A 26,922-nucleotide genomic window follows, 5' to 3' on the forward strand; every position below is an offset into this window, starting at 1 on the left:
CGAAGCTAGCCCACTCACCCGGCGCCGTCCAGATGTCCTCGACGGGAACCCCGGGGCGCCGATTGGTGTCCTCTCCGGTATCGCGGGCACGCGGGGGACTGGAAATGGATCATCACGGTCCGCCGCGGGCGACCGCGAGGGAGGGACTCGGTGACAGATGTCACTCGGGTCCCAGGTGCACTGAACGGCTCGTTCTTTCGTCTCTTCAGATGCCTGGCCTCATCCGCCCGAAGTTCGTCCAGCCGTCACAAGGGAGCAAGGCGTTGTCCACCGTCATCGAGCAGCCCGTAGAGGCCCGTCTCGTCGCCGCCGCGCCGCGGATGCCGAGCATTCCCGCAACGCTCCACTACGACCGGAGCGACCCCTTCGCCGTCCGCATGACCTTCCCGGCCCCGGCCACCCTGGAGGGCGTGGACGTGTGCTGGACGTTCTCGCGCGAGCTGCTCGCCTCCGGCATGGAGGACGCCGTGGGATACGGCGACGTACGGGTGCGGCCGTACGGCTACGACCGCACCGTCCTGGAGTTCCACGCCCCCGAGGGCACCGCCGTGGTGCATGTGCGCTCGGGCGAGATGCGGGACTTCCTGCGGCGCACGACCGAGCTGGTGCCCGTCGGGCACGAACACCTCCAAATCGACCTGGACCACGACCTGGCGGAGCTCATGCGGGGCACCTGCTGAGACGGTGCACCGCCTCGGGCGCGCGTTGCCGGAGCCGGGCGCGATCCGGCCCGCCGGCGGTCGGTGCTCCGAGCCGGTGAGCGCGGGGACGGAGCGGGCCCGGGTGCCCGCCGCGAGCGACGTGAGCGTCTGCGGGTCGACGGCCCCGACGACGCGAGCCTCGCCGACACCCGCTCTGCAAACCGTGCGTGCCCCGCGAGCCCCGCGAGCCCCGGCGATGCGAACCCCGCGAGTCCAGGCGGCGCGGCCCGCCGCATGTCCGTGCCAGGGCGACAGGGGCCGGCACCCCCGCCCGGTCAGCCGCCCGTCGCCGCTCCGGCGGTCGAGGCCGCGGTGGCCGCCACGATCACCGCCGTACGCACTTCCTGGATGACCTTCTTCAACGCCGGGGCCGCCGCTCCGCTGCGTTCGGTGAGCTCCTCGATGCGCTCCTTGTAGAGCTTGCGGTCCTTGCCCGGTGCGAGGGTGCGCAGTTCGGCCGCGGCGGCGAGGGCGACGAGGGCCGCGTCCCGGTCGGAGACCTCCGAGACGGGCAGGGGCCCCCGCAGGACCGCCCGCGCCTCCTCCCGCAGCGCGTCCACCGCCGCCACCCGCTCCAGCCTGTGGTCGACGGACGGGAAGAGCCCCAGCATCCGTTTCTTCCCGGCGCGCAGATACCCCTCGGCGGTGAGCTGCGCGCGGACCGCGTCGAGGGTGACGCGCGCCCGGAGGGTCACCCAGGCCTTCCACTTCCGCGGCCGGGACTCCTCGACGAGTTCCAGGAGTCCGTCGAGGGCGAGGTCACCCGTCCGGGCGTCGACGTCCACCGGCGTGGCGATGCCGTCCACGTCGGCGAGCAGTCCGCGCTGGGCCAGCTCCGTGAGCGCGCCGGCGCGGACCAGATGGTGGAGGTGGGACTCGCCGGTGACCTTGAGCCGCGTGGTGTCCCAGGACAGCAGGTAGAGCCGGGCGGGCAGCGACAGCGGGCCGTTCGGCACGGGGGCTCCTTCGGGGGGACGGACGGGGACGGGGGCGGCCACGTTAATGCGTTGACAGGCCTAGTACCCGTTCCTACGGTGTACAGCGGTTCTGTTGCCGTCGAATGGAGAAGGACGTTGCTCTACTGAGGTCGGAAGACACCGCTCCACACGACCCGCCGTTTCCGGCCGGTCGGTGCGTGGCGTGCGACCTCGGTGCATGAGCCGCCCTTCTGTCACGGGACTCCCACCTCTCTCTCCGGTCCGCCGTCGCCCCGCGGTGTCTCACACGCGTTGCCCTTGACCCCCTCAAGCGACCGCGAGGCCCCATGTCTGTATCCATCACCTGTACCTCCCTCTCCTTCGCCTGGCCGGACGGTTCCACCGTCTTCGACGATCTCCGGATCGCCTTCGGCCCCGGCAGGACCGGACTCGTCGGCGTCAACGGATCGGGAAAGACGACCCTGTTGAAGCTGATCGCGGGAGAACTCGCCCCGGCCGACGGCACGGTGCGCGTCGCCGGCGAGGTCGGGTACCTCCCGCAGAACGTCACGCTCGACACCGGCCTCAGGGTCGACGAGGTGCTCGGTATCGCCGCCACCCGCACCGCGCTGCACGCCATCGAGGCGGGCGACGCGGCCGCGGAACACTTCGAGGCCGTCGGCGACGACTGGGACGTCGAGGAGCGCGCGCTCGCGACGCTCGGCGAACTCGGTCTCGGCCACGTCGAGCTGGACCGCACCATCGGCGAGGTGTCGGGCGGCGAGTCGGTGCTGCTCCGGCTGGCCGCGCTCCTGCTGCGCCGGCCCGACGTACTGCTGCTGGACGAACCCACCAACAACCTCGACCTCTACGCGCGGCGCCGGCTGTACGCGGCCGTCGAGGCCTGGTCCGGGGTCATGGTCGTGGTCAGCCACGACCGTGAGCTGCTGGACCTGGTCGACCAGATCGCCGATCTGCGCTCCGGCGAGGTCACCTGGTTCGGGGGCAACTTCTCCGCGTACGAGGAGGCGCTCGCCGACGAGCAGGAGGCCGCGGAACGCATGGTGCGCGTCGCCGAGGCCGATCTGCGCAAGCAGAAGCGCGAATTGGTCGACGCGCAGGTCAAGCTGGCCCGCCGCAAGCGGTACGGCCAGAAGATGAACGACCAGAAGCGCGAGCCGAAGATCGTCATGGGGGCGCGCAAGAGGGCCGCCCAGGAGTCCGCGGGCAAGCACCGCATCATGCACGAGGAGCGGCTCGCCGAGGCGAAGGAACGGCTCGACGACGCGGTGGAGGCGGTCCGGGACGACGACGAGATCCGCGTCGACCTGCCGTACACGGCCGTGCCGCCGGGCCGCACCGTCCTCACGCTGGAGAACCTGGAGCTGAGGTACGGCGCGCGGGTGAAGGGCCTGTTCGATCTGCGCGGCCCCGAGCGGATCGCGCTGATCGGGCGCAACGGCGCGGGCAAGACCACGCTGCTGCGGACGATCGCCGGCGAGCTGGCCGCGGTGTCCGGCGAGGCCCGGACCCATGTGCCGACCCGTTTCCTGCCGCAGCGGCTCGACGTCCTCGACGACGAGCTGACGGTCGCCGAGAACGTGGCCCGTTTCGCGCCGGACGCCACCAACAACCGGATCCGGGCGCGGCTCGCCCGCTTCCTCTTCAAGGGGGCGCGGGCCGATCAGCCGGCGGCGACCCTCTCCGGCGGCGAACGCTTCCGGGCGGCGCTGGCGGCGCTGATGCTGGCCGATCCCGCGCCGCAGCTCCTGATGCTCGACGAGCCGACGAACAACCTCGACATGGCGAGCGTCCGGCAGCTCACCACGGCCCTGGACTCGTACGAGGGCGCGCTGATCGTCGCCGGCCACGACGTGCCGTTCCTGGAGTCGATCGGAATCACACGCTGGCTGGTGCTGGAAGGAGGAGAACTGAAAGAAACCACGCCGGAAGCTGTCGGGTATCCCGCATAGCGGGGACCCACGGGGCTGGCTAACGTCGGTCGGGACGCCGGGGCCGCCCGGCGTCGGTCCCGGTCTCACCGGGCCGGCCGGCGGCCTCCTGTCACCGGGCCGGGACCGCGTCGCGTCCGGCGGGGGCTGTTGCGCGCGCGAACGGCGCTGCATGATGTGCGCCGACGCACCCTGCCGATTCGGAGACCGTACGTGCCCAGCCAGAAAGCACTCATCCGCAGGCCCAGCCCCCGTCTCGCCGAGGGGCTCGTGACGCACATCGAGCGCGAGAAGGTGGACGTCGACCTGGCGGTGGAGCAGTGGGAGGCGTACGCGCAGGCCCTGCGCACGCACGGCTGGGACACCGTCGAGGTGGATCCCGCCGACGACTGCCCCGACTCGGTGTTCGTGGAGGACGCCGTCGTCGTCTTCCGCAACGTCGCGCTGATCGCCCGCCCCGGCGCCGAGTCCCGGCGCGGCGAGACCGCCGGGGTGGAGGAGGCCGTGGCCCGGCTCGGCTGCTCGGTGAACTGGATCTGGGAGCCCGGCACCCTGGACGGCGGCGACGTCCTCAAGGTCGGCGACACGGTGTACGTAGGACTCGGCGGACGCACCAACGCGGCCGGGGTCCAGCAACTGCGCGCGGCCCTCGAACCGCTCGGGGCGCAGGTCGTCGCCGTACCCGTGAGCAAGGTGCTGCACCTGAAGTCGGCGGTCACGGCGCTGCCCGACGGGACGGTGATCGGCCATGAGCCGCTGGTGGACACGCCGTCCCTGTTCCCGCGCTTCCTGCCGGTGCCGGAGGAGTCCGGGGCCCATGTCGTGCTGCTCGGCGGCGAGAAGCTGCTGATGGCGGCGAGCGCCCCGAAGACCGCGGAGCTGCTCGCGGGCCTCGGCCACGAGCCGGTCGTCGTGGACATCGGCGAGTTCGAGAAGCTCGAGGGCTGCGTGACCTGTCTCTCGGTACGAATCCGGGAGTTGTACACCTGAACGAGTGAACGACCCACCCGTTCGGCTCCGGGACCCGTGAAACAGGGGTGAGTCGATGGGCTCCGGAGCGAGCCCCGAGGGACGCGGCACCGCCTGGGGGACCCCGCTGATCAGGCACTCTTTACAGCGAACTTAACCTACGGTTTCGTAACCTACGGATACGTAGCCTACGATGCCGTAGGTTTCGTCCCCGCTCAGTCGTATGTTCAGTCGTACGTTCAGTCCTTCGTTTCAGCAGCTCGTCCAGCAACACGCTCAGTAACTCGCTCAGTAACTCAGTACTTTCACGTCCCCCTGGAGCACCCGTGACGATTACTTCTCCCCACCTCGGCAGCCCGTCCGCCGCCTGGACCGACGCTCGGCTGCTGTACGCGCTGGAGGAAGTGGTCGAAACCGAGCTCAACCGTCACCTCAAGGTGGCCAAGGACTGGATGCCCCACGAGTACGTGCCGTGGAGCGACGCGCGCAACTTCCCCGGCCTGTTCGAGGACGGCGAGGCCTGGGGCAAGGAGCAGTCGAAGGTCACGGAGATCGGCCGGATCGCGCTGGTCGTCAACCTCCTCACCGAGGACAACCTGCCGAGCTACCACCACGAGATCGCCGCGCTCTTCGGCCGGGACGGCGCCTGGGGCACCTGGGTGCACCGCTGGACCGCCGAGGAGGGCCGGCACGGCATCGTGATGCGCGACTACCTGCTCGCCTCGCGCGCCGTCGACCCCGACAAGCTCGAGGCGTTCCGTATGGCGCACATGAACGAGGGCTTCGAGTCGGACAACCGCCACTCGATGCTGCACACGGTCGCGTACGTCGCCTTCCAGGAGCTCGCGACCCGCGTCTCGCACCGCAACACCGGTCACCAGTCGGGCGACCCGGTCTGCGACCGCATGCTGGCGCGCATCGCGACCGACGAGAACCTCCACATGGTCTTCTACCGGAACCTGCTCAAGGCCGCGTTCGAGCTGGCCCCCGACCTGACCATGCAGTCCGTGCGCGACGTCGTCGTCAACTTCCGGATGCCCGGACACGGCATGCCCGGCTTCGAGCGCGCCGCCGCGCAGATGGCCATCGGCGAGGTCTACAACATGCGCATCCACCACGACGACGTGCTGCAGCCGGTGCTGCGCCACCTGAAGGTCCTGGAGATGGACGGCCTCGGACCCGAGGGCCTGCGGGCCCAGGAGGAGCTCGGCTTCTTCATGGGCGGCCTGGACGCGGAGGCCTCGAAGTTCGACGAGAAGCTCGCGGCACGCAAGGCGCGGATGGCCGCGCGCGCCGCCGGCTGACACTCCGCCGCCCGTCGCACCACCGGAGCCCGGCGGCCCCGGGCGCCGACACCCCACTTATACGCCGTCACCTGGCCTTCTACGCCGTCACCTGGCCGGCGCCGCGTCCCGCGCGTCGGCCACCGGGTGGCGGCGCGGTGCTCTCAGCCGCCCGACGGTGACGGGCGAGGATCAGCGGGCTCCCCGCGTAGTGCCGGGGAGCGCGGTCCACGCGGGGGGCCGCGCCTGCCGGCTGCCGCCCGGTGGACCGCGCTCCGGTGCACCGAGCGGTGCACCGACCGATTTTCCGGTGCGGGCCCGCACCCGGCTGCGGCATCATGCGGCCATGCATGACAACACCACGTCGGAACGGGCGGCCGGGTTCCTGCTGGGTCTGCTCGACGCCGATCAGGCCGAGCGGGTGCGGCGCCGGATCGGCCTGCGGCCGCCCCTGCCCGACGGCGACTCGGCAGAGTCCGAGGAGGCCTTGGACGCCCGGCGCTCGGTGTACTCCTGGTGGACCCGCACGTCCGTGCCGCCCTCCGTGCTGCTGTGGGTTCTGGAGGAGGACGATCCGGAACTCAACGCCCTGGTGTGGCGGCATCCGTCGGCGGACGACGCGATGCGGCGCGCGATCGTGCGCGGAATACCCCACGGCCCCGGCCGCAGACACGCCGTACCGGTCGCCAAGTCACTGCTCCGGGAGCCGGAACCGCCGGTGCCCGAGCCCTTCAGCCGGTTCGGGCTCGTCGGCGCGCTGCGGGCCTCCCGGTCCATGGGCCCGGCGCGGAAGGCCGCCTCCATGGTGGTGGGACGCCCCGGCTGGGAGGCGGTCGCGGCGGCCGACCAGGAGCGGGCGCTGCCCGGTTACGCGCGCTGGGCGCTGGCCGTGCGCCCCGACTGTCCGCCCGCGCTGCGCGAACGGTTCGGCTCGCACGCGAAGTTCACCCACCGGGTCCGGCAGTCGGGTGCCCTCGACGGTCCCGCGCGGTACGCGACGACGTGGAGCCCCGCGGACCGGGTACTGCGGGTGCTGTCGCTGGGCCGGACGATGTTCCCGGCCCGCGTCCGGGAGGCCGAGGACGCACTGCGGCCGCTGGTGCGGGACCACTTGGGGGACCGCGAGGACGCCTGGGCCGTACTCGCCCAGTTGGTCGGTACGTACTACGGCACGGTCCCCGAGCTGCTCGTGACCGCCGGGGCCGTCGCCTGACCCGCTCGGCGGGGCGAGGTGAGCGGCGCGAGGGGGCGGGGCGGCTGGATTCGAACCAGCGTGCCCCGGTTTGGGAGACCGGCCGCGTCTGCCTCTGCGCTACGACCCCGCCCTTGGCATCGAGCGTAATGCCTTGGCCCGATGTCGGTGGGGCCTGATACCAAGGAGGTGACGGGGGAGAACGGGCACGGCGTCGGACACGGGGGCGGGGACATGGCGTACGGGGAGCGGGGGCGGCGGCCCGTCGTCGATCTGGCGGACCGCAGGGCGCTCGGGCGGTACCGACCGGCCGGATCGGACGTGGTCGAGCAGGCGCGGCGGCTCAAGGAGGCCGCGCTGCTGGACTTCGGTCTGACCGAGTCGGCGGTGGCGTCCTGGCTGTACGCGAAGTGCCACCACCAACTGGCCACGACCGCGGTGGACACGGCGGCCGTGGTGGCCTCCGGCGACGGCACCTGCCTGCTGCTCTACAACCCGGACTTCTTCGTACGACTCGGCCTGGACGGCGTGAAGTTCGTGCTGTTCCACGAGGCGCGGCATCTGTTGCAGCGGCACCTGTTCGCCGACCCGCAGCTGCGCGCGGACCCGGTCTTCGAGATGGCCACCGAAGTGTCGATCAACCACGTGGCGCTGGTACGGCTGCGCCGGGAATCCCTGCCCCTGCTCGACGGACACCCCACGGGCGTCGATCCGCGCCTGATCCACGCGGCGTACCGGCAGGACCTGCTGACCCAGGCACTGGAACCGGTCGGCTACGACGAGTTCACCGAGACGGACATGACGGTGTACGGCGAGCTGAAGCGGATGCGCCACCCCCCGGTGGCCGCCCGGCGGGTGTGCGTCCATCTGACGACCGAGGTGCCCGCCGACCAGGAGACCGTCGACGAGGTCTCCTCCTCCGCGCTGCTCAACGCCCTGCTCGCGGCCCGCCGTGGGCACACCGGCGCCGAGCGGGAGCTGCTCGACCTGATGGGCCGTACGGAGGACGCCTCGGCACGGACGGCGAGGATCTGGGGGCGGCTCGGTGCCGGAGCCCTGCGCGGCGAGACCGTCAGGACACGGACGGTCGACTGGTGGCAGCGCTGGCTGGTCGACGTGCTCGGTTCACGACTCCGTGACGGCGAGCGGCTCGTGTACCCCAAGAAGCGGGGCGCGCTGCTCGCTGCGCTCGGCCAGGAACCGATGCTCTCGCGGCGCGGCCCGGTACGGGACAAGGTGCTCGTCATCGCGTACGACACCTCGGGCTCCATGCCGAACCGGGTGATCGACTGGCTCACCGGCCTCGTCGGACGGATCGACGGGGTCGAGGCGCACTGGCTGTCCTTCGACGCCGAGGTGATGCCCTTCGAGCCGGGCGGCCGCGTCCTCGGCGGAGGGGGCACGGACTTCGGGGCCGTCGCCGACTACGTCGAGGGGCGCACGGAGGTGAACGGCCGCCGCTGCGAGGTGAGTCCGGACGCCGTGGTGGTGCTCACCGACGGCTGTGCCCCGCCGATCACCCCCGCCGAGCCCGACAAGTGGATCTGGCTGATCACCGAGGGCGGCAACGACTGGCCCGAGACCCACAGCCCGCCCATGGACTGCCACCGCGTGACCACCGGGTCGCACCGACTCCCTTCAGCACCGGACCAGGACCGATGACCACCGCAACCGACCCCGGCCGCACCGACCGCGGCACACCCGTGCCCTCCCGTCTGGAGGCGTTCATCGACGCCCTGATCGCCATGGGGCAGACGGGCCAGATCTTCGGCGAGCACGGCATCGGCAAGACGGCCACGTTCTTCTCGCACGTGGCGCGCGCCCACCCCGACGCCACGCTGGTGTACGTGCCCGCGGCCAACCTCACCCCGGACGACCTGCTGGTCAACGCGCCGGTACGGGACGCCCACAGCGGTGAACTCGTACTGCGCCAGCTCGTGATGAGCCAGCTCAAGCCGGGCACACCCTTCGTCCTGCTCATCGACGACTCGCTGCAGGCCGGCGACACGGTCCAGTCCCAGCTGATGCAGATCGCCTGCGACTGGACCCTCGGCGAGCACGACCTGCGCGCCCTGGGCTGCATCGGCGTCTTCCTGACCGACAACGAGTCACTGGCCGAGACGTCGGCGCGGCGCGGCGACCTCGCGCTCCTCGACCGCATGGTCACCCTGCGCGTCACGGCCAACGACACCTCGTGGCGCCGCCACCTGTCCGCCACGTACCGGGAATGGGACCTGACACCGGTCTTCTCGCTGTGGGCCTCCCTCTCCCCCGCGCTGCGCGAGTTGCTCTCGCCGCGCACCCTCGACCACATCCTGGCCAACGCCCGGGAGGGATTCCCGCTGCGCTGGGCCCTGCCCCTGGTGGGCGGAGAGCGGCTGCGCCTCGTCGAGCCCCGCCCCGACGGCAAACCCGGGCGAAACCGCACCGCGGAGCTCCTGAACCGGATCGCCGAGGAGCTCGGTGTGTCCAATCCGTCGACGATCCCGGACCCGGTCCGCCAGGTCGTCAGGGCGGCACTGCGCAATCGCTGGACCGTACTGCTCCAGGGACCGCCCGGCTGCGGAAAGACGGAGCTCGTACGGGAGACGGTGCGCGAGGGACTCGGCCGGGAGCCGCTGTACTTCTCGCTGCCGGTGACCAACGTCGAGGACCTGTGCGCCCCGATCCCGTCGGCGGACGGCACCCTGGACAACCTGCTCGCGGCGAACTTCACGGGTCCCGAGCCGAAGGCGATCGTCTGGGACGAGTACAACCGGCCCAAGGACAAGGCCGCGTTCGCCAAGCTGATGGAGATCACCCAGGAGTGGTCGCTGGCGGGGCGCCGGATCGAGAACCTGCGCGCGCAGATCGCCGTCCAGAATCCTCCGTACCACCTGGGCCGCAAACTCCTGGTCGCGCGGAACAACATCGCGCAGGCCAGCCGGTTCACGGCCTCCCTGACGGTCGAACCGGAGGACATCCCGGCCAACGAGTGGCTGCTCGCACGGTACGGCCCGGACGCCGAGACCGTCCTGGAGTGGTGGAAGAACGACATCGACGACGAGGGCCGTGCCTGGATCACCAAGCGCACCCTGGAGCGGCTCATCAAGCTGCACCGGCACGGGCTCGAGCTGGAGATGGCGACGGTCTACCTCGGCGACGGCGAGTACGCCCCCGTGTCCCTGACGGCGCTCGTCGACCGGCTGCGCGGACGCCCGGTGACGGGGCTGCGCGAGCTCGCCCGCGAGGCGGACGCCTGGGAGGCCCGGCTGCGGCGCGCGGCCCGGCACTCCGACGAGGGCACCGACGACAGCGACGTCGTCCACCAGATCCTCGCCAACGCGGAGCTGTCCCAGCTGAAGAAGCACCGGACGCTGGTGGCACGGCTGGTCCCCCTGCTGCCGCCGAAGCTGCGGGCGACGTATCTGGTGGGTGCGTCGGCGCAGCAACAGCGTTTCTGGACCGAGATATTCACGGCCATGCGGCGGTGACACCGAGCCGTCCCGGCAGAACACCAGGGCGTGTCCGGCGCATCGCGGTTCGGCACGCCTGGCACGACTTCGCGGCCGAATCCCCGCGTGCGCCCCGTTCGGGGGCCGCTGCTGGGTTGCGGTCCTTCACTGCTGTACGCCTGCCTCTGGACTCGGCTCCGCGTGCGAGCAGGCTTACGCGCCTCGGATGGACAGAGCATTGAAACGGGCCCCGTGCGAGGGTCGCCGCTGCGACCAGGGATGTGCCGGGGCCCGTTTCTGATGTAGGTCGATCAGGTGGGAGGCGTGCGGGGTGGGTCAGAAGCAGCCGGGTCCGGTGGAGGGGTTGAAGCAGGCGTTGGTGCCGGGGCCGCCGTCGTTGGTGTTGGTGCCGGGGCCGCCGAAGAGCGCGTCGTTGCCGGGACCACCGAAGAGGGCGTCGTTGCCGTTGCCGCCGTTCAGGGTGTCGTTGCCGTTGCCGCCCTCGATGCGGTCGTTGCCGTCGCCGCCGGTGAGGGAGTCGTTGCCGTCGCCGCCGCAGATGATGTCGTTGCCACCACGGCCGTCGACCACGTCGTTGCCGCCGAGAGCGAAGATCACGTCATCGCCGGGAGTGCCGATCAGGACGTTGTTGCCGTTGGTGCCGGTGATGGTGGGCGTGGCGGTCGCGCAGGTGGGGGGCACCGGTTCGTAGGTGATGGTCACCTGGGCCGGCCCCGCGGCGGGTGCGGAGGTACCACCCGTGGGGACGCGGTTCGACGCGCCACCGCCGCCGCCGGGACCGGCGGTGGGAGTGGGGAGATTCGAGACGAGGTCGCAGCCTCCGCCGCCGCCTCCGCCGAACCAGCCGCCCCCGCCTCCGCCCGCCCCGAAGCCGCCTCCGCCGGTGCCGCCCGCACCGCCCGTGCCCGGAGTGCCGGATGAACCGCCGAAGGGACATGCGGCTCCGGCCGCGCCGCCGGCGGTCTGGGTTCCGCCGCCGCCCCCCTGGCCGCCGCTCGTTCTGCTGCCGCCGGCCGTCCCGGTGTTTCCGGCGTTTCCGCCGGTGGCCTCCGGGACGAGGAATCCGGGGGAGCCGCTTCCGCCGCCGCCTCCGCCGCCCGCGACGATGAGGCGGGGGTCAGTGCCGGGGACGCCGGTCAGGGTGCAGCCGGGGCCGGCCGAGCTGCAGGTGCGGACATCGCTGGAACCGCCGCCGGCACCGCCCGTGATACTCCCCGCTCCGCCCCCGGCGCCGCCGCCCGTGCCGACGTTGACAAAGAGGGTGGTGGTGCTCGGTGGCACGGTGACGGTGCCGGTGACGGTGGCGCCGTTGCCGCCCACGCCGCCGCTGCGCTCGCTTTGGCCCGCGGCGCCGGTGGCGGTGACGGTCAGTTGGGTGACGCCGGCCGGGACGGTGAAGGGCTGGTCGGCGCCCGCGTTGAAGGTGACCGTCACGGGCACCGCCGCAGCAGCGGGCGTGGCCGTGGGCACCACCAGGGCCGCCGGCAGCGCCACCGTGGCGAACAGGACCGCAGCACGCCTGGCCGGGCGCCACCGCTCACCCGCGGCTCCCGCGCCACGTCGAGGGAACACGGCATGTTGCAGGGTCGGTCTCACGATGGGGACTCCTCGACAAAGAGCGCGGCACTCAGCACGTGCCACGGACGTCGGTTGATGTTCAGGCCCCTGCCGGGACCGCCCGACGATCAAGCCACACCCGCCCCGTGCAGTCGTACAGACACACCGTCATACCGCCCGCGATCCACCGACCAGCCGCTGCCCGACTAGGAACAGGGATCCCTCGGCTGCTGGTCACCTGATCCGCCGGACAGGCCCTGGCCGTGCTCCTCGCCCCCGGCAGGCGCCGTGCGGTGGACGCTGCGTACCGCGGCGACGTCCGCCGGAACGGCCGGGGCGGGTACGTGCGCGCTCAGCGCCGCCAGCCGCCGTTTCACACTGGTGGCGATGCCGCTGCCCAGCACGAAGCGGGTCGCGGTGACGGCACGCGGCGCCGTGTCGAGGAGGCGGTGAGCCTCACGGCTGCGCATGCCGGTGTGGGTGAGGACGAGGTGGGTGAGACGGTGTTCGGTGCCCGCCAGCACCTCCGCGACGGCGGTGGCCGCCGCGAGGTCGACGTGGTTGTCTGCCGCGCCGAGCACCGCGGCCGCGCGCACGCGCCCGAGGTCGAGCAGGGCCACCCCGGCCGCGGTCGCCGCCGCCACCAGCCGGGCGGCGGCCCCGGCCCCGATGCCGTTGCTGGCGACGGAAAGCCGGGTGAGGCGTCCGTACGGCGCCCGCTCGAGCGCGCCGGCCAGACGCAGCGCACCCGTGTCGCCCAACCGCGCGGCCGATACGTAGAGTTCGTCGACCGCGCCGCCGTCGATCAGTTCGGCCAGCGGTACGGCACCTGCCGCACCGAGCGGATTGCCGCCCACGAAGAGTCGCTCGATGCGGCGGCCGTTGTCCGCCGCGGTGAGAAGGGCGTCGGCGAGGACGACCGCGCCCGCCGCGTCGAGCCCGGTCTGCACGAGGTCCAGCGTGCGCAGCGACCGTGCGGCGTCGACGAGTTCGGCGGCCGCCCGCCCTCCCCAGCTGCCGAGCGGATTGCGCTTGAGCCAAACGCCGGTGACGACCCGCGGCGAGGCGCGCAGGTTGTCGGCGATCCGGCAGGCCCCGCCGGCGGTGATCCCGTTGCAGCCGAGATACAGCGTCTCGACGTCCGCGCCCCCCGCCACCGCGGCGGCACCCACGTCGCCGAGCCCGTCGGTGCCGAGCAGCAGGTGCCGCACGGGGGAGGCGCCCTCGGAGAGCGCCTCGGCGATCAGTGCCGCGCCTTGCGCGCCGATCCCCTGCTTGCACAGGTCGAGGCGCCCGTCGGGCAGCGCGGTACCCGCCGTGAAGTCCAGCCGCTCCCCCGCCGGACGGCCACCGCGCAACCAGTCGAGCAGCGGCTCCAGTTCGGCCGCGGGGCGCGGGACGACGGACGGCACGCCCGCGAACTCCGGCACAGGCTCCGACTCCGGGTGTGGCCCGGGGTGCGGCTCCGGGTGCGGTCCCGGAGCCGCTCCTTCCGCACCGGCCCCGCTCACCACGCCGCCTCCCGGTAGTCCTTGAGGAACACCCCGGACACCGGCGCGCCCGCCTCGCCCCGCACGATGGGGTCGTACACCCGGGCCGCCCCGTCCACCACGTCCAGCGGGGTGCGGAACCCCGCGCCCGCCATCCGTTCCTTCTTCGGAGCGGGGTTCTCGTCGGTGATCCAGCCGGTGTCGACGGCGCACATGTGCACCCCCTTGTCCGCCAGTTCGGCCGCACTGGTCCGGGTGAGCATGTTCAGGGCGGCCTTGGCCATGTTGGTGTGCGGGTGGCCCGCCATCTTGTTGCGCACGGCGAACCGGCCCTCCACGGCCGTCACGTTGACGACGTAACGACGGGCTCGGGGCGAGGCGAGCAGCAGAGGCAGCAGGCGGTCGCAGAGCAGCGCCGGGGCGAGCGCGTTGACCAACTGGGTCTCCAGGACCTCGGCCGGGTCGAGGTCGCCCAGCCGCGCCGACCAGGAGTTCTCCGGAGACGGGTCGGGCAGCAGTCCGGCCTCGTCGGCCTCCCGCAGCGCCGCGGGCAGCGCCGCACGGCCGCTGCCCAGCGCCCGCATCGGCGTGAACCCCGGTGCCTGCCGGGCTCCTTCGGGCAGTCCGGCGCGCTCCCCGGCGGCCAGCAGGGCGTACGACTCGACGGGCCGCCGCACCGTCTGCGCGGCGTTGTTCACCAGGATGTCGAGCGGCTCGCCCTCCTGCCGCAACTGCTCGCACAGGCCGAGCACTTGGCGCGGATCACGCAGGTCCACCGCCAGCACCGTCAGCCGGTCCAGCCATTTCCCGCTGCCCGGTTCGGCGCGGAATCGGCCCAAGGCGTCGTGCGGGAAGCGGGTGGTGACGAGGAGTTCGGCGCCGTCGCGCAGCATCATCAGGGCCAGCTGGAAACCGATCTTGACCCGGCCTCCGGTGAGCAGCGCGCGCCGCCCGCCGAGGTCGGTGGCGAGCGCGCGCCGGGCGGTGTTGTCGGCCGCGCAGTCCGGACACAGCCGGTGGTAGAAGGCGTCGACCTGCCGGTAGGGCGTCTTGCAGACGTAGCAGGTACGGGACTTGTTGAAGACGCCCCCGGCGGTGGCGCCGGATCCGGCGTGCGTGAGCGGCGCGTCCTCCCGCCGGTCGAGCGCGCCCGTCGCGGTCGCGGCCATCACCGCCGCGTCGGCGGCGGACACCTCGGCGCCGCGCGCCTTGCGTCTGCGCAGCCGCCCGTCGCGCGCGAAGGACGCGGCGACCTGTTCCGCCCGCAGCCGCACCGGGTCGTCGACGGGCAGTTCCCGCAGCCTGCCGACCGTACGGTGGAATGCCGCCAGCTCGTCCTGTGGGATCCCGCCGCCCTCGCCCATGTGTCCCCGCCCCGCGTGTACGTCGCCGTGACCCCGGCCGGATTCGAACCGGCGTATCCGCCTTGGCAAGGCGGCGAGTCTGCCTCTGCTCTACAGGGCCCCGTTCCCCCGGCCCGGCGGACCGGACGCAGCCCGGGCGACCGGATTCGAACCGGCGTATCCGTCTTGCCAAGACGGCGAGTCTGCCTCTGCTCTACAGGGCCCCGTTCCCCCGGTCCGCCGGACCGGACGCAGCCCGGGCGACCGGATTCGAACCGGCGTATCCGCCTTGCCAAGGCGGCGAGTCTGCCTCTGCTCGACGCCCGGGTGCGCCAGCGGATCCTAACCGCACTCCGGCCACGGCGGCGCGTCGATTACCGGGCCGCCGCACCGGATCACGGTGTGCCGACCGCGAGGCGGTCGCGGGGACGGCGCGGGTGAGGGGTGCGTGGGGTATGGGTCAGGGGTGCGGGTGAGGGGTGTGTGGGGTGCGAGTGGGGGTGCGCCGGAGCCGTACGTGGGGGAGGGCGCCCGTCAGTGCCGGTCCGCGCGCCGGAGGCTGAGCCTTTCCTTCTCGGAGAGGCCACCCCAGACGCCGAAACGCTCGTCGTTGTTCAGCGCGTATTCGAGGCAGGCCGGGCGCATCTCGCACATGCCGCAGATGCGCTTTGCCTCACGCACCGAGCTGCCCGGCTCGGGAAAGAAGAATTCTGCCCCGGTCTGCGCGCACAGCGCCTGCTCCTGCCAGTCGGAGTCCGCCGGGATGATGGTGTCGGTGTGCATGCCGAAGAGCGTGCCTCGCGCCGAAAAACGTTCGATCAACGCCGGATCAACGCCACGTTCCGAGCGTTCCGGCGGCCCCGATGATGCTCCCCCCGACCGCGCGGGAGCACGGCGGCGCGCGGACGCAGTGAAAACAATACAAACACGCCCGGTCACCCGTGGTGACAGGCGCGGTCGCTCGCCTCACGGCCCGCGCCGGGCCCGCGTCCCGGCAGCGATTGTCAGTGGGCGGTGCAAGACTCGGCAGAGCAGACAACGGGACCCTTCAGAGGAGGGCACTCATGCTCACCACCCGCTTTGTTTCCGGCGCTCCGAACTGGCTCGATATCGGCACACCCGACATCGAAGGCGCCACCTCCTTCTACGGAGGCCTCTTCGACTGGCGATTCCAGTCGGCGGGGCCCGACGCCGGTGGCTACGGCTTCTTCCAGCTCGCCGGGAAGACCGTCGCGGGCGGCATGCAGACCACCGCCGAACAGGGCCCGCCCTCCTGGACGGTGTACTTCCAGACCCCCGACGCGGAGGCCACCACCAAGGCCGCCGAGCAGGCCGGGGGCAGTGCGGTCTTCCTGCCCATGGATGTCATGGGCGAGGGCCACATGGCGATTCTCGCCGACCGCGCGGGCGTGCCCTTCGGACTCTGGCAGCCGGCCCGGACCAAGGGCGTCGACGTGGCGGGCGACCCCGGCTCGCTGTGCTGGGTCGAGCTCTACACCCCGGACGTCGCCGCGGCCGCCGCGTTCTACAACTCCGTGTTCGGCTGGGAGACCTCGGCCGCGCCGTTCCCCGGCGGCACGTACACCTGTATCAACCCCGCCGGGACCGAGGAGACGGACATGTTCGGCGGGGTCGTCCCCCTGGCCGACGACCCGACCGAGGCCGCGTCCGGTGCGTACTGGCTGCCGTACTTCGAGGTGACGGACACGGACGCGACCGTCGCCAAGGCACAGGAGCTGGGTGGCACGGTCCGTATGCCCGCCACGGATCTGGAAGGTGTCGGCCGCATGGCCAAGCTCGCCGACCCGTACGGGGCACGCTTCGCGGTGATCAAGAGCGCTCCGCGGCCGAGCTGAGCCCGCCGCGGTGATGCCGGGAGCAGCCGGGCCGGCCGGCCTCCACCGGGGCCCGGCCGGCCCGTAACCGGCCCAGGTCGCTCCCGACCGCCCACGGCACCCGTCACCGACCTCCGTCGCTCCCGTCACCGGCCCCGCCGCTCCCGTCGTCACACCACCCCGTGGCGGGTCCGGCAGCCAGGCGTTGTCGCACGCGCTGCCCCCGGCACCGTCCGGTTCCGACGGCTACGCGGAGGCCCGTCGCACCAAGGTCGTGGGCAGGATCACGTCGGACGGTCCGCGCTCCGTGCTCTCCTTCGCCGTACGCCGGTCCAGATCCCGCAGGAGCAGACGAGCCATCAACCGCCCCATCTCCTCTATGTCCTGACGGACCGTGGTGAGCGGTGGATCCGTCTGCTCCGCGACCGGCAGCATGTCGTCGAACCCGATCACCGCGACGTCGTCCGGCACCCGCCGCCCCCGCTCGCGCAGCACCCGCAGCGCTCCCGAGGCGGTCAGGTCGTTCGCGGCGAACACCGCGTCGACGTCGGGGCAGCGCTCCAGCAGTTCGCGCATCGCCCGCTCGCCGCCCGCGGGCGTGAAGTCGCCCTCGACCACGAGCCGCGGGTCGGCGTCGGCCATGACGTCCCGGAAACCGTCGAGCCGGTCGACCGCGGACGTCTGGTCGAGGGCGCCGGTGATGTGCGCGACGCGGGTACGCCCCAGGGCGACCAGGTGGCGTACGGCCGCGCGGGCGCCACCCCGGTTGTCGCTGTCGACGTACACCGGGGCCGCCGCGTCGCGGGTGCCGTCGCCCCAACCGGGCCGTCCGCCGAACACGGTCGGCACGCCCGCGCCGTGGATCAGCTCGGGCAGCGGGTCGTCGAGGTGCAGCGAGAAGACGAGCGCGCCGTCGACGTGTCCGCCCGCGAGATATCGGCCCACCCGCGCGTGGTCGTCGCGGCCCTCCGTGAGCAGCAGGACGAGCTGCGAGTCATGCGCCGTCAACTCCTTGCTGATGCCCCGGAGTTGGAGGCCGAAGAAGGGGTCCGCGAAGACCCTGGTCTCCGGTTCGGCGATGACGACGGCGACCGCGTCGTGGCGCCGGGTGACCAGGCTGCGGGCCGCCTGGTTGGGAACGTAACCGAGTTCCTCGACGGCCCGCCGGACCCGTTCGACGAGTGGTTCGCGCACTCCGTCGCCGCCGTTGACCACACGCGACGCGGTGGCCCGGGAGACCCCCGCCCTGGCGGCCACGGCCTCCAGTGTGGGGCGCGACGCTGTCTCGGTCACCTCAGGGCTCCTCCTCGGCGGTTGCCGATCAGGATAGCCCCGGGAAGCAACGGATGAGAGCGCTCCCGGCGCCGGACCCCATGCTCCCGTCCGAGGGGATCGGCTCTCGGCGCCGGGGCCCCACGCTCCCGTCCGAGGGATCGGCTCCTGGCACCGGACCCGACACCGTCCGCCGACCGTCCGCCCGACGGGAACGGCCGACCGGCCGTCACCCCCGCCGGCGGGCCCCCGGTCTACGCCTGGCCCTCCGCGCGCTTGGCCCGGCTCGGCTGCACCCGCTTCGGCTCGCCCGGCATCTTCGGATACTCGGGCGGATACGGCAGATCCCCGAGACCGTGGTCGTGCTCGTCGCGGGCGGCCAGTTCCAGCAGCGCTTCGAGGGAGAAGGCGTGGTCGTCCATGTCCGCGTGGACGTCGCCGAGTTCGGCGAAGCGCTTCGGCATGGTCGCCAGGTCGAAGTCCCGGGGGCGGGCCTCCGCCACCTCCTCCCAGCGCAGCGGCGCGGAGACGGGGGCGTGCGGACGGGGACGTACCGAATAGGCGGAGGCGATGGTGCGGTCCCGGGCCGTCTGGTTGTAGTCCACGAAGATCTTTTCGCCCCGCTCCTCCTTCCACCAGGCCGTGGTCACCCGGTCGGGCATCCTGCGCTCCAGTTCCCGGCCGGCCGCGATGGCGGCGCGGCGCACCTGGGTGAAGGTCCAGCGCGGTGCGATCGGCACGAAGACATGCAGGCCGCGTCCGCCGGAGGTCTTGGGCCAGCCGCGCAGGTCCCCGTACTCGTGGAGGACCTCGCGCAGTTCGTGGGCGGCGCGCACCGCGTCCTCGTAGTCCGTACCGGGCTGCGGGTCGAGGTCGATGCGGAGTTCGTCGGGATGGTCGACGTCGTCGCCGCGCACCGGCCACGGGTGGAAGGTGAGCGTGCCGTACTGCGCGGCCCAGAGCACGGCCGCCACCTCGGTGGGGCACATCTCGTCGGCACTGCGGCCGCTGGGGAAGGTGATGTGGGCGGTCGGGATCCAGTCGGGCATGTTCTTGGGCGCCCGTTTCTGGAAGAAGTTCTCGCCCTCGACTCCGTCCGGGTAGCGCTCCAGGGTGGTGGGGCGGTTGCGCAGGGCACGCAGGATGCCGTCGCCGACGGCGAGGTAGTACTGGGCGAGGTCCAGCTTCGTGAAACCTCGCTCGGGGAAGAAGATCTTGTCCGGGCTGGACAGACGTACGGTCCTGCCGGCTGCCTCGAGTTCCACCGCTTCGCCCATGCGGGCCACGGTAGGCGCACCCCACCCGCCTCGCACACCGGGCGAACGGCTCCGTGTCGCCGCAGAAGAACACAAGAGTTCCCGCAGCCAGCCTGGCCTGCGGGAACCTTGTCGCGGAACGGCTTTCGCAGCCCAGCGGCCATGCGCCAACTGACCCCGCTGACCTGGGGTGATCCGGTCGGACACCGCGAGCGGCCGGACAGCGCCGGGAGGCCCCTTCACGAAGGGGCCTCCCGGCCGGTTCTCAGAACGTTCCCCGCAGGGGACCGAACCAGGATGGATCGTCCGTCTCGCCTTCGTCCTCGTGCCACTGCGGAGGAGCCGCAACAACGAAGCTCTTCAGGCCGCCACCCAGCACGTACAGACGCCCGGGTTTCACCTCTACCCCGTAGTCGAGGCCGACCTGCCGGCATTCCTCGCCGTCGCCCCGGCGGATGACCAAGCCGCTGTAGCTGGGACGGAGAAGCATGAGATCGACGTTGGCGAAGTAGATCTCGATCCGGGTGTCCGGCGGCATGTCCCGGCTACTGCGGAGCAGCAGTTGGCGATGACCGACGGCGTACTGCCAGACCTTGAAGGACCTGTCCGATCGGAAGATCTCGGAACCGGTGAAATGCGACGTCGCCTCACCCATTCAGTTCATCCCAGTTCGGTTCGGGCATCTCACTCTTCGGCACCACTTTACCCTCTTTGCTATAGAATATGATTTTGTCCCATTCGAGATTCCCTCGCTGTATATGGAGACCGATCTGACCCATTTCCCACTGCGTGGCCGCCCAGTCACCTGTGAGAAATACCTTATAGGCACGCGCATATTGCTCGGCAGGGGTCGCCCCATCAAAACCCTTCAGACTGACTGCGACCTTGCCGTTGTTGCGCAGCACGTTCGACACCTCGGTCATCCACAAGGCGATCTTCCGCCCGTTCACCCTGCCGACCACCTCCGCGAATTCATCGCCATTGAAGGTATAACCTCCCTCAATTTCCTTGGCCAGTGCATCCGAGTGCTCGCCGATTCCGAGCACCATTGTTCCGGTCGGACACCCATCAGCGTTGTGCACCAGAACCGGTGTCGTTCCAGCCAACACGTAATAGGTGTGAAGGTTTTCGACAGTGAGGTTGTAGGCCGAGTGCAGTCGGTGGAAACGGTGGACTCGCAGCACGGTGACGGTCGCACCGCTACTGGTACGCAGCGTTTGACCGGGACGGAGGTCACCTCCGTCTATCCAGCGATGGGCACTGGGTGACCAGAAGGGGTGGTGCTGCGTGGCGGTTATTCGAGCGTGCCCGACGTCAATCGTGATGTCGGCGAAGTCGGTGTCGTCCGGCGTGTAGATGGTGTGGGAGACGGTGTGCGTTTCGGTGCGGCCGCCTTCAGGATCGGTGGCGAGCACCGCATCACCGATCCTGATGTCCCTGATCTCCTTGGTCGTGCCGTCGGCCATCAGCACACGCGTCGTACCGGGGAAACTGTTGGTGCCGGTGCACCACTTGCGTGCCTTACCGAGAGCATCGAGGGCCTTGGCACCGATCCCGGCGACGGCTTCTTCCGTCAGGGGCAGCGCGCGAAGGGCTTTCCACGCGTCGGTGAAGCCGATGCCGGTCTTGGCAGCTGCATCGAGGGCCTTGACTGCACGTGCGATCGGGGCGAGCACGCTCTCGATCGGAACGTATACGGCGATACTCCAGGCGCAGGCGGTCTTGCTGCCGTGCCAGCAGTCCATCAGGTCTTCGGCGAAGAAGGAGAACAGGACGGCGCCGGCCACATCACCGAAGATGTTCTGCCATCCGGCGCGGACGATGTCCTTGCCGGAGAACGTGTGCGTCCAGCCGTCGATCTTGATGTTCTTCAGCGTCGCCCGCTGGAGGAACTCCCACGCCGCCTTCGGGCACCCGTCAGCCGTGGCCTGGGCTTGGTCGTCGGTGCACAGGTAGAAGTCGGCCTCGTAGGTGACGACCAGGTCGTACTTCGCGTTGCAGCCCTGGAAGGCCGCTTCCGGCATTCCCGGACAGGTGCCGATCTGCTTGCTGCTGACGATCTCGACGGTGGACTCGTCCGGAACAGCGAACACACCGGGAATGCCCGTACCGGCCCCTTGGGATGCTTCCTTGTTCGCTTCCTCCCGTTCGGTTCGGTCGGCGGCTTCCTGGGCTTCCTTGGCGTATTTGTCGGCGTCCTTGGCGGCCTGTTCCGCTTCGGTGGCGGCTGCGTCGGCGCGGTTGGCGGCGGCGCGGGCGACCGTGGCGTCCTGTTCGGCCTGAGAGGCGGCGGAGCGGGCGGCGGAGGCGTCGAGTTCGGCGGCGTCGGCGCTGTCGCGGGCGTCCTTGGCATAGCCCTCGGCGTTGCCTGCGGCCTTGTCGGCGGCGGCTGCGTCAGTGGTGGCCTGCTGGTCGTAGTCGATGGTGCGGGCCAGGGACGCCGAGGCTGCCGCCGCTGCCTTGGCGGCGTCGGCGGCGTAGCCGAGGGCGTCCTTGGAATAGGTGCGGGCGTCGGCGGCGTACTGGGCGGCGTTCGCCGCGTGCTGGTAGGCCTCCTTGGCGTCGCCCTTGGCCTGGTCGGCGATGTTCTTCGCGGCGTCGGCCTCAGCGGCGGCGTTCCTGGCATGCGCCTCGGAGACGGCCCGCTGCTGTTCCGCGATCGACTTCGACGACTGCCCCGTCAGCACCACCAGTCCTGCCGCGGAGTCGGAGTCCACGTAGGGCGAGCCGAGCTGAATCGCGTCGTTGGCCGGGTCGGCGACCTGCTCTGCCGCTTCGCCCGCGTCCATGGCCGCCTGGGCGGTGACGTGTGCAAACCCGGCCGCCTTCGCCGCGGCCACGACCGCGTTGCCGGCCTCCTTGTTGGCACCGTCGGCCTGGGTCTTGGCGTCCTTGGCGTGCTGCTCGGCCTCGTCGGCCAGCTTGACCGCGGCCTTCGCCTCGGCGGAGGCGTCCTGGGAGGCCTTGATGGCGTCGGCGACGGCGCTGGTGGCGGTCTTCACCGCGGCGTCGGCCTTCAGCTTGGCCGCCTGTGCGGCGTCGGCGTCGGAGCGGGCCCGTTTGGCGGCGGCCTCGGCGCGGGTGGCCGCGGCGTCCGCGTCGGCGGCCGCCTGGGTGGCGGCGTCGGCCTCGGAGCGGGCCCTGCCGGCCGCGGCCTCGGCGTCGTCGGCGTGCTTGTCTGCGTCGTTGGCAGCGGCACGGGCGGCGTCGGCGGCAGTCCCGGATTCGAGGGAGTCCGCGTAGGCTTCCTTGGCATCGGCCTTGGCGCGCGTGGCGTTGGCCTTCTGCTCGGCGTCCCACGCGTCGTCGCGCATCGCCTTGGCGTGGTCCTTCGCCGTGACCGCGTCGTCGCGCTTGCTCTCGGCGGTCTTCTCGGCGGCCTCGGCCTTGTCCTTCGCGTCGGAGGCCTTGGTCGCCTCGGACTCGGCGTTCTTGCGATGCTCGGCGGCCTCGGCCCGACTGGCCGCGGCATTCTCCTTCTCCGCCTTGGCCGTCTTCTCCTCGGCTTCTGCCGCGAGCCGCTTGGCGTGCGCGTCGGCGGCAGCCGCCTTCGAATCTCCCTCGGCCTTCACGGCGACGGCGAGCTTGGCTTCCGCGGTCTCCTTGTCCTTCTTGGCATTGTCGCGGTGTACCTTGGCCGCGTCCGCGGCCGCCTTGGCCTGCGCCTCCGCCGCCTCGGCAGCCTTCGTGCGGAACTCCGCCTTCGTCTGCGCCGCTTGGGCCAGAGCACGCTGCGTGATGGTCGCGCTGTCCCCGGCCGAGGCACGGGTCGCGGCCTCGGCGGTCTCGCCGGCCTTCTCCAGCGCCTGGAGCGCGGCGGCTGCGCCCTTGGTGACCTGGTCCTTCTGCAGTCCTACCAGCAGACCACGGCCCCGCGGCGCGCCGTTGGTGTCGGCGATGCCGTACGCCGCCTTGAGCGCAGTGTCCGACGTGGTTTCAGCCTTCTGTGCTGTCCCCAACTGCGTCTTGAGCACGGCGAGCTGTTTCTTCGCCTCGGCCTGGGCAGTGGTGATGGCCGCCTTGGCCTTGTCCACATCGGCCTTCGCGGGTGCGCTGCCGGTGTGGGTCTTGGCAACGATCCGGAACTTCTGCGCGGCGGAGCCGTTACACGTCGACAGCACCGCATCCTTGCTGTTGTCGAACGTCGGCAGGTGTAGACACTTGCCGGACGCGGCGTTCACCAGCGGACCGGCGCTGCGCACGTCGAACTTCCACTGCTGGGCCTTGGCGCTGCCGCAGTCGCGGATCTGGATCTTCGTGCCGTCGGCAGAACTGCCGTTCAACACCTCCAGGCACTTTCCCGAGTTCGGGTTGCGCAGGGTGTAGCCGCCGTCGTAAGAGGCCCACAACTGCCACGCCTGGGCGGCACCGCCGCCACAGGTGTATACCTGCACCGGGGTGCCGTTGGTCTTGCCGGCGCCCGCAACGTCGAGGCACTTGCCGGCAGCGCCCGGTACCTGGATCTCCAACTGCCCGTCGCCGATCCAGTTGAAGCCGCCATCGGTGTAATAGTCCAGCCAACGGGTGGAGTAGTCCGCGATCCACGACTGCCCCAGCATTTTGCCCAGGGCGAGCGCGCCGTCCTGGAGCGCCTTGTCGGCGCTGCCGCTGGCAGCAAGGATCTGGTTGCGTTGCGTGGCCTGCGAGGCGATCTCCTGTTGCCACTCGGCAGACGCCTGTGCCACTTCCTTGCCGAGCACCCGGTCCGGGTCGATCGGATCGTGCCACGCACACGAGGCGAACCGAGTCTTCAAATCCTCCACCGCGACGCGGAACTCCGGGCTGTCCGGTGCTGGCGCAGCGCTGGGAAAGCCCCCGGAAGCGAGGAAGATACGGGCGTCGTCAGCGAACACCCGCGGAACGAATATCTCGTTCCGAACGATATTCCCGGAGTTCTTCTTCCAGAGCTTCCAGGCCTCCTGATCCTGGACCGTCCCGCTGTTGGTGTACAGCGGATCACCAATTGCGAGGGCGGCCTTCTTCGTCTTGTCGTCCGCCTGCGGTGATGGGTCGTAGAACGGCGAGAGTAGGTCAACCGACCTGAAGTACGACTGGTAGAGCCAGGGAAGCAGCCCCGCCTTGTCGAAGAAGTTCTCCTTCGCGGCGGCGCCAGGGTAGTTGTCCAGGCCGCTGACGGCGTTGCTCCACGACTGACGGGCGTCCTCCGTCTTCTTCACCCAGGCATCGGAGTCGTCACTGTCCTTCTGCCATGCCTGAGCGTAGGCGCCGGTGCCGTAGGTGCGGTCAGCCTTCTGGTGCAACTGGTCCGGCGGCAGCGACAGGGCGGTGCCGGCAAGGCCGTACTGATTAGGGCCGCCCCTGCGCAGTCCGTCGGCCATGAGGCACTGATCGGAGCGCAGTTGCTCAGCGGCCTTGGCATCGAATCCGTCGTAGGAGTCTGCGGCCGGGCTGGTACGCGGATCCTGGCCGGTAACCGAGGCCGGGTGCACCGCTACGGTGGCGAGAAGGGCCAGGGTGGCGAGCGGGACGACCGAAGTCGCCAGGTCGGCCAGCCGTCTTGGGCGTCTGCCCTGCTTCCGCACAGGTCTGATCAACACGCATATCCCTCTCTTCAGGGGGTGGCTGCTGTGGGCGCACTACCGGGAGGGACACGTCAGGGCCGCGCATGGGCCTCACGTGGTGTTGGGCGCTCCCCCGTGGACACGCCAGGCACTCCCGGACAAGCGGACTGGTCAGGTCCTTCCGGGAGCGGACGCCACCCTAGGCATACCGGTGATCACCGCGACAAGGCCTTGCAGCCAAGGCAGTTACGTTCGGTAGCCATCCCGCCTGTGAGGGAATCAGGTGGAATCTGTGTGCAGCCTGTGAGAGATACCCTTGTCGACCCTTTACCGACCCGCACCTTTGCACACGCTCCGCAACGGAGTGATCAACATCACGGTCGGCGCGAGGTCTGTGAGCAGGCCAAAGGCTGTGTGTTGGTGGCGAGTTGTGCGTGCATGCTCCGGCGGTGCGTGGCCACGGTGACGCTGTCCGCGGCGAGTTCGCTCTCAGTGGCGTTCAGCGAGGGGCCACCATGAAGTAGAGGACGCGGTTGAGTGATCTGGGCAGGCGCGTCGCTGAGGGGTGAGGTGGCCGATGACTGCGAGTCCTTCGTCTCAGGACCGGGAACGGTCGGGCGTGGTGGTCATCGGCGCCTCGATCGGCGGATGCGGCGCACGGCGAAAAGCAGGCCGAGGGATCTCTCACCGACGCTCCGAACCGCGCGGGTCGACGGGGCGACCTACCTGCCTTCTTGGCCGTGTATGTCCAACCTGACCCCCTCCCGGACCGCGCGTATGGTCGAAGCATGGATCTGCCGGTGATGCCGCCCGTGAAGCCGATGCTCGCCAAGTCCGTGGCCAAGATCCCGCCGGACATGCATTACGAGGCGAAGTGGGACGGGTTTCGCGCGATCGTGTTCCGCGACGGAGCCGAGGTCGAGCTCGGCAGCCGCACCGGCAAGACGCTGACCAGGTACTTCCCCGAGCTGGTGGAGGCGCTGCGCGAGCGGCTGCCGGAGCGCTGTGTGATGGACGGCGAGATCGTGATCGCCAGGGACGGCCGGCTCGACTTCGACGCCCTCACCGAGCGCATCCACCCCGCCGCCTCACGGGTGCGGACGCTGGCGGAGCGAACCCCCGCCTCCTTCGTCGCCTTCGATCTGCTCGCGCTGGCCGACGAGTCGCTGCTCGACGTGGAGCTCGGCGACCGGCGCGCCCTGCTGACGACGGCGTTGTCCGGGACGACGGCGCCGGTCCATCTGGCACCGGCGACCACCGACCGGGAGGTGGCGCAGCGGTGGTTCGAGCAGTACGAGGGCGCGGGGCTGGACGGGGTGATCGCCAAGCCGCTCGCCCTCCTGTACCGGCAGGACGAACGGGCCATGTTCAAGATCAAGCACGAGCGCACCGCGGACGTCGTCGTGGCGGGGTACCGCTTCCACAAGAGCGGCCCGGTCGTCGGTTCCCTGCTGCTCGGCCTGTACGACGACGCGGGCAACCTCCAGCACGTGGGGGTGAGCGCGGCCTTCCCCATGAAGCGGCGGGCCGAGCTGGTGGCGGAGCTGGAGCCGCTGCGCATGGAGGACATCGAGCGGCATCCCTGGGCCGCCTGGTCGCAGGAGTCGGCGCACGAGTCCGCCCGCCTGCCGGGCGCGCCCAGCAGATGGTCGGCGAAGAAGGACCTCTCCTGGGTACCGCTGCGGCCGGAACGGGTGGCCGAGGTGGCGTACGACCACATGGAGAACGGCGTACGGTTCCGCCACACGGCCCGCTTCCGCCGCTGGCGCCCGGACCGGACCGCCGACAGCTGCACCTACGCCCAGTTGGAGGAGCCCGTGGGGTACGACCTCGCGGAGATCCTCGGGCCGCAGGGCTGACGACCGCGCGCCCGGTCCTCCGGCCGGGTCCCGTCTGGTCCCCGTCCGGTCCCCTGATCCCGTCTGGTCCCGCCTGATCCCGTCCGGTCCACCCCGGTCCACCCCGGTCCCGCCCCGGTCCCGTCCGGTCCGCCCCGGTCCCGTCCGGTCATCGCCGCGTCCCGTCCACCGGCCCCGCCCGGCCGAACCCGCACACCGGCCCGCCCCGCCCGGCCCCGCCTCGCTTGCTCCGGCGGCGGCGGCGGATCAATCCGCGCACCGATCGGTCCTCGCCGCGCACGACCTCAAAACGAGCGGGTATGAGCACCGATGAACGTAT

The 26,922-nt window shown here is 71.1% G+C and carries 18 protein-coding genes and 4 tRNA genes; 9 read left to right on the forward strand and 13 right to left on the reverse strand.

All coding sequences use genetic code 11. From position 1 onward, the window contains the following. Positions 1–263: 263 nt before the first annotated feature. Positions 264–680 carry an SsgA family sporulation/cell division regulator gene (locus OG199_RS08785; protein WP_356807581.1) on the forward strand — a complete coding sequence of 139 codons (417 nt, stop codon included), beginning with the start codon at positions 264–266 and terminating at the stop codon, positions 678–680. A 296-nt stretch (positions 681–976) separates the two neighbouring features. On the opposite strand, the gene OG199_RS08790 is transcribed toward OG199_RS08785, so the two are convergent. Further along, the gene (locus OG199_RS08790; RefSeq protein ID WP_356807575.1) at positions 977–1,657 is read right to left on the reverse strand and encodes a GPP34 family phosphoprotein; all 681 of its coding nucleotides are present in this window, start codon (positions 1,655–1,657) and stop codon (positions 977–979) included. A 308-nt stretch (positions 1,658–1,965) separates the two neighbouring features. Here OG199_RS08790 and OG199_RS08795 point away from each other — a divergent pair, with 308 nt between their 5' ends. The 4 genes from OG199_RS08795 (at position 1,966) to OG199_RS08810 (ending at position 7,035) form a co-directional block, all read left to right on the forward strand. Then, complete coding sequence (locus OG199_RS08795; RefSeq protein ID WP_356807573.1) at positions 1,966–3,591, forward strand: ABC-F family ATP-binding cassette domain-containing protein; 1,626 nt, start codon at positions 1,966–1,968, stop codon at positions 3,589–3,591. 192 nt (positions 3,592–3,783) lie between these two features. Then, complete coding sequence (gene ddaH / locus OG199_RS08800; RefSeq protein WP_356807571.1) at positions 3,784–4,560, forward strand: dimethylargininase; 777 nt, start codon at positions 3,784–3,786, stop codon at positions 4,558–4,560. A gap of 305 nt (positions 4,561–4,865) precedes the next feature. Then, entirely contained in the window at positions 4,866–5,843 is a 978-nt protein-coding gene (locus OG199_RS08805; RefSeq protein ID WP_356807569.1) for an acyl-ACP desaturase, read from the forward strand. Between the two features lie 325 nt (positions 5,844–6,168). Further along, positions 6,169–7,035: a hypothetical protein gene (locus OG199_RS08810; RefSeq protein WP_356807567.1), complete on the forward strand. Its 867-nt coding sequence runs from the start codon at positions 6,169–6,171 to the stop codon at positions 7,033–7,035. 34 nt (positions 7,036–7,069) lie between these two features. On the opposite strand, the gene OG199_RS08815 is transcribed toward OG199_RS08810, so the two are convergent. Next, a tRNA-Gly gene (locus OG199_RS08815) sits at positions 7,070–7,146 on the reverse strand. 102 nt (positions 7,147–7,248) lie between these two features. Between OG199_RS08815 and OG199_RS08820 the strand changes: the two genes are divergently transcribed. Both OG199_RS08820 and OG199_RS08825 read left to right on the forward strand, forming a co-directional pair. Then, positions 7,249–8,676, forward strand: a complete 1,428-nt coding sequence (locus OG199_RS08820) for a DUF2201 family putative metallopeptidase (protein WP_405834471.1) — start codon at positions 7,249–7,251, stop codon at positions 8,674–8,676. Next, positions 8,673–10,487, forward strand: coding sequence for an AAA family ATPase (locus OG199_RS08825; protein ID WP_405828911.1), 1,815 nt, complete (start codon positions 8,673–8,675; stop codon positions 10,485–10,487). The genes OG199_RS08820 and OG199_RS08825 overlap by 4 nt, the downstream gene beginning before the upstream one ends. A gap of 297 nt (positions 10,488–10,784) precedes the next feature. Here the strand turns inward: OG199_RS08825 and OG199_RS08830 are convergent, their stop codons facing one another. The 7 genes from OG199_RS08830 to OG199_RS08860 form a co-directional block, all read right to left on the reverse strand. Beyond that, a complete protein-coding gene (locus OG199_RS08830; protein ID WP_405828913.1) occupies positions 10,785–12,065 on the reverse strand; it encodes a calcium-binding protein in 1,281 nt (426 codons plus the stop codon). A gap of 167 nt (positions 12,066–12,232) precedes the next feature. After that, on the reverse strand, positions 12,233–13,456 hold the full coding sequence (locus OG199_RS08835; RefSeq protein ID WP_405828915.1) for a ribonuclease inhibitor: 1,224 nt from the start codon (positions 13,454–13,456) through the stop codon (positions 12,233–12,235). Positions 13,457–13,533: 77 nt separating this feature from the next. Then, positions 13,534–14,880: an SDR family NAD(P)-dependent oxidoreductase gene (locus OG199_RS08840; RefSeq protein ID WP_405828916.1), complete on the reverse strand. Its 1,347-nt coding sequence runs from the start codon at positions 14,878–14,880 to the stop codon at positions 13,534–13,536. Between the two features lie 28 nt (positions 14,881–14,908). Further along, a tRNA-Gly gene (locus tag OG199_RS08845) sits at positions 14,909–14,980 on the reverse strand. 31 nt (positions 14,981–15,011) lie between these two features. Next, a tRNA-Ala gene (locus tag OG199_RS08850) sits at positions 15,012–15,086 on the reverse strand. A 28-nt stretch (positions 15,087–15,114) separates the two neighbouring features. Then, a tRNA-Ala gene (locus OG199_RS08855) sits at positions 15,115–15,186 on the reverse strand. 207 nt (positions 15,187–15,393) lie between these two features. Beyond that, positions 15,394–15,642, reverse strand: a complete 249-nt coding sequence (locus tag OG199_RS08860; protein ID WP_168531122.1) for a WhiB family transcriptional regulator — start codon at positions 15,640–15,642, stop codon at positions 15,394–15,396. A 281-nt stretch (positions 15,643–15,923) separates the two neighbouring features. Here OG199_RS08860 and OG199_RS08865 point away from each other — a divergent pair, with 281 nt between their 5' ends. Further along, complete coding sequence (locus tag OG199_RS08865) at positions 15,924–16,715, forward strand: VOC family protein (RefSeq protein ID WP_356808953.1); 792 nt, start codon at positions 15,924–15,926, stop codon at positions 16,713–16,715. Positions 16,716–16,940: 225 nt separating this feature from the next. On the opposite strand, the gene OG199_RS08870 is transcribed toward OG199_RS08865, so the two are convergent. From OG199_RS08870 to OG199_RS08885, 4 genes are all read right to left on the reverse strand, one after another. Beyond that, a complete protein-coding gene (locus tag OG199_RS08870) occupies positions 16,941–17,987 on the reverse strand; it encodes a LacI family DNA-binding transcriptional regulator (RefSeq protein WP_356808954.1) in 1,047 nt (348 codons plus the stop codon). A gap of 233 nt (positions 17,988–18,220) precedes the next feature. Then, the gene (gene ligD, locus OG199_RS08875; RefSeq protein WP_401805167.1) at positions 18,221–19,243 is read right to left on the reverse strand and encodes a non-homologous end-joining DNA ligase; all 1,023 of its coding nucleotides are present in this window, start codon (positions 19,241–19,243) and stop codon (positions 18,221–18,223) included. A 244-nt stretch (positions 19,244–19,487) separates the two neighbouring features. Further along, the gene (locus OG199_RS08880) at positions 19,488–19,877 is read right to left on the reverse strand and encodes a hypothetical protein (RefSeq protein ID WP_405828919.1); all 390 of its coding nucleotides are present in this window, start codon (positions 19,875–19,877) and stop codon (positions 19,488–19,490) included. Beyond that, positions 19,870–24,777, reverse strand: coding sequence for an RICIN domain-containing protein (locus OG199_RS08885; RefSeq protein WP_405828921.1), 4,908 nt, complete (start codon positions 24,775–24,777; stop codon positions 19,870–19,872). The genes OG199_RS08880 and OG199_RS08885 overlap by 8 nt, the downstream gene beginning before the upstream one ends. 755 nt (positions 24,778–25,532) lie before the next feature. Here OG199_RS08885 and OG199_RS08890 point away from each other — a divergent pair. Continuing rightward, positions 25,533–26,603, forward strand: coding sequence for an ATP-dependent DNA ligase (locus OG199_RS08890; protein WP_405828923.1), 1,071 nt, complete (start codon positions 25,533–25,535; stop codon positions 26,601–26,603). Positions 26,604–26,922 lie beyond the last annotated feature (319 nt).

The organism is Streptomyces sp. NBC_01176, from assembly GCF_045039825.1.
GTDB lineage: Bacteria > Actinomycetota > Actinomycetes > Streptomycetales > Streptomycetaceae > Streptomyces.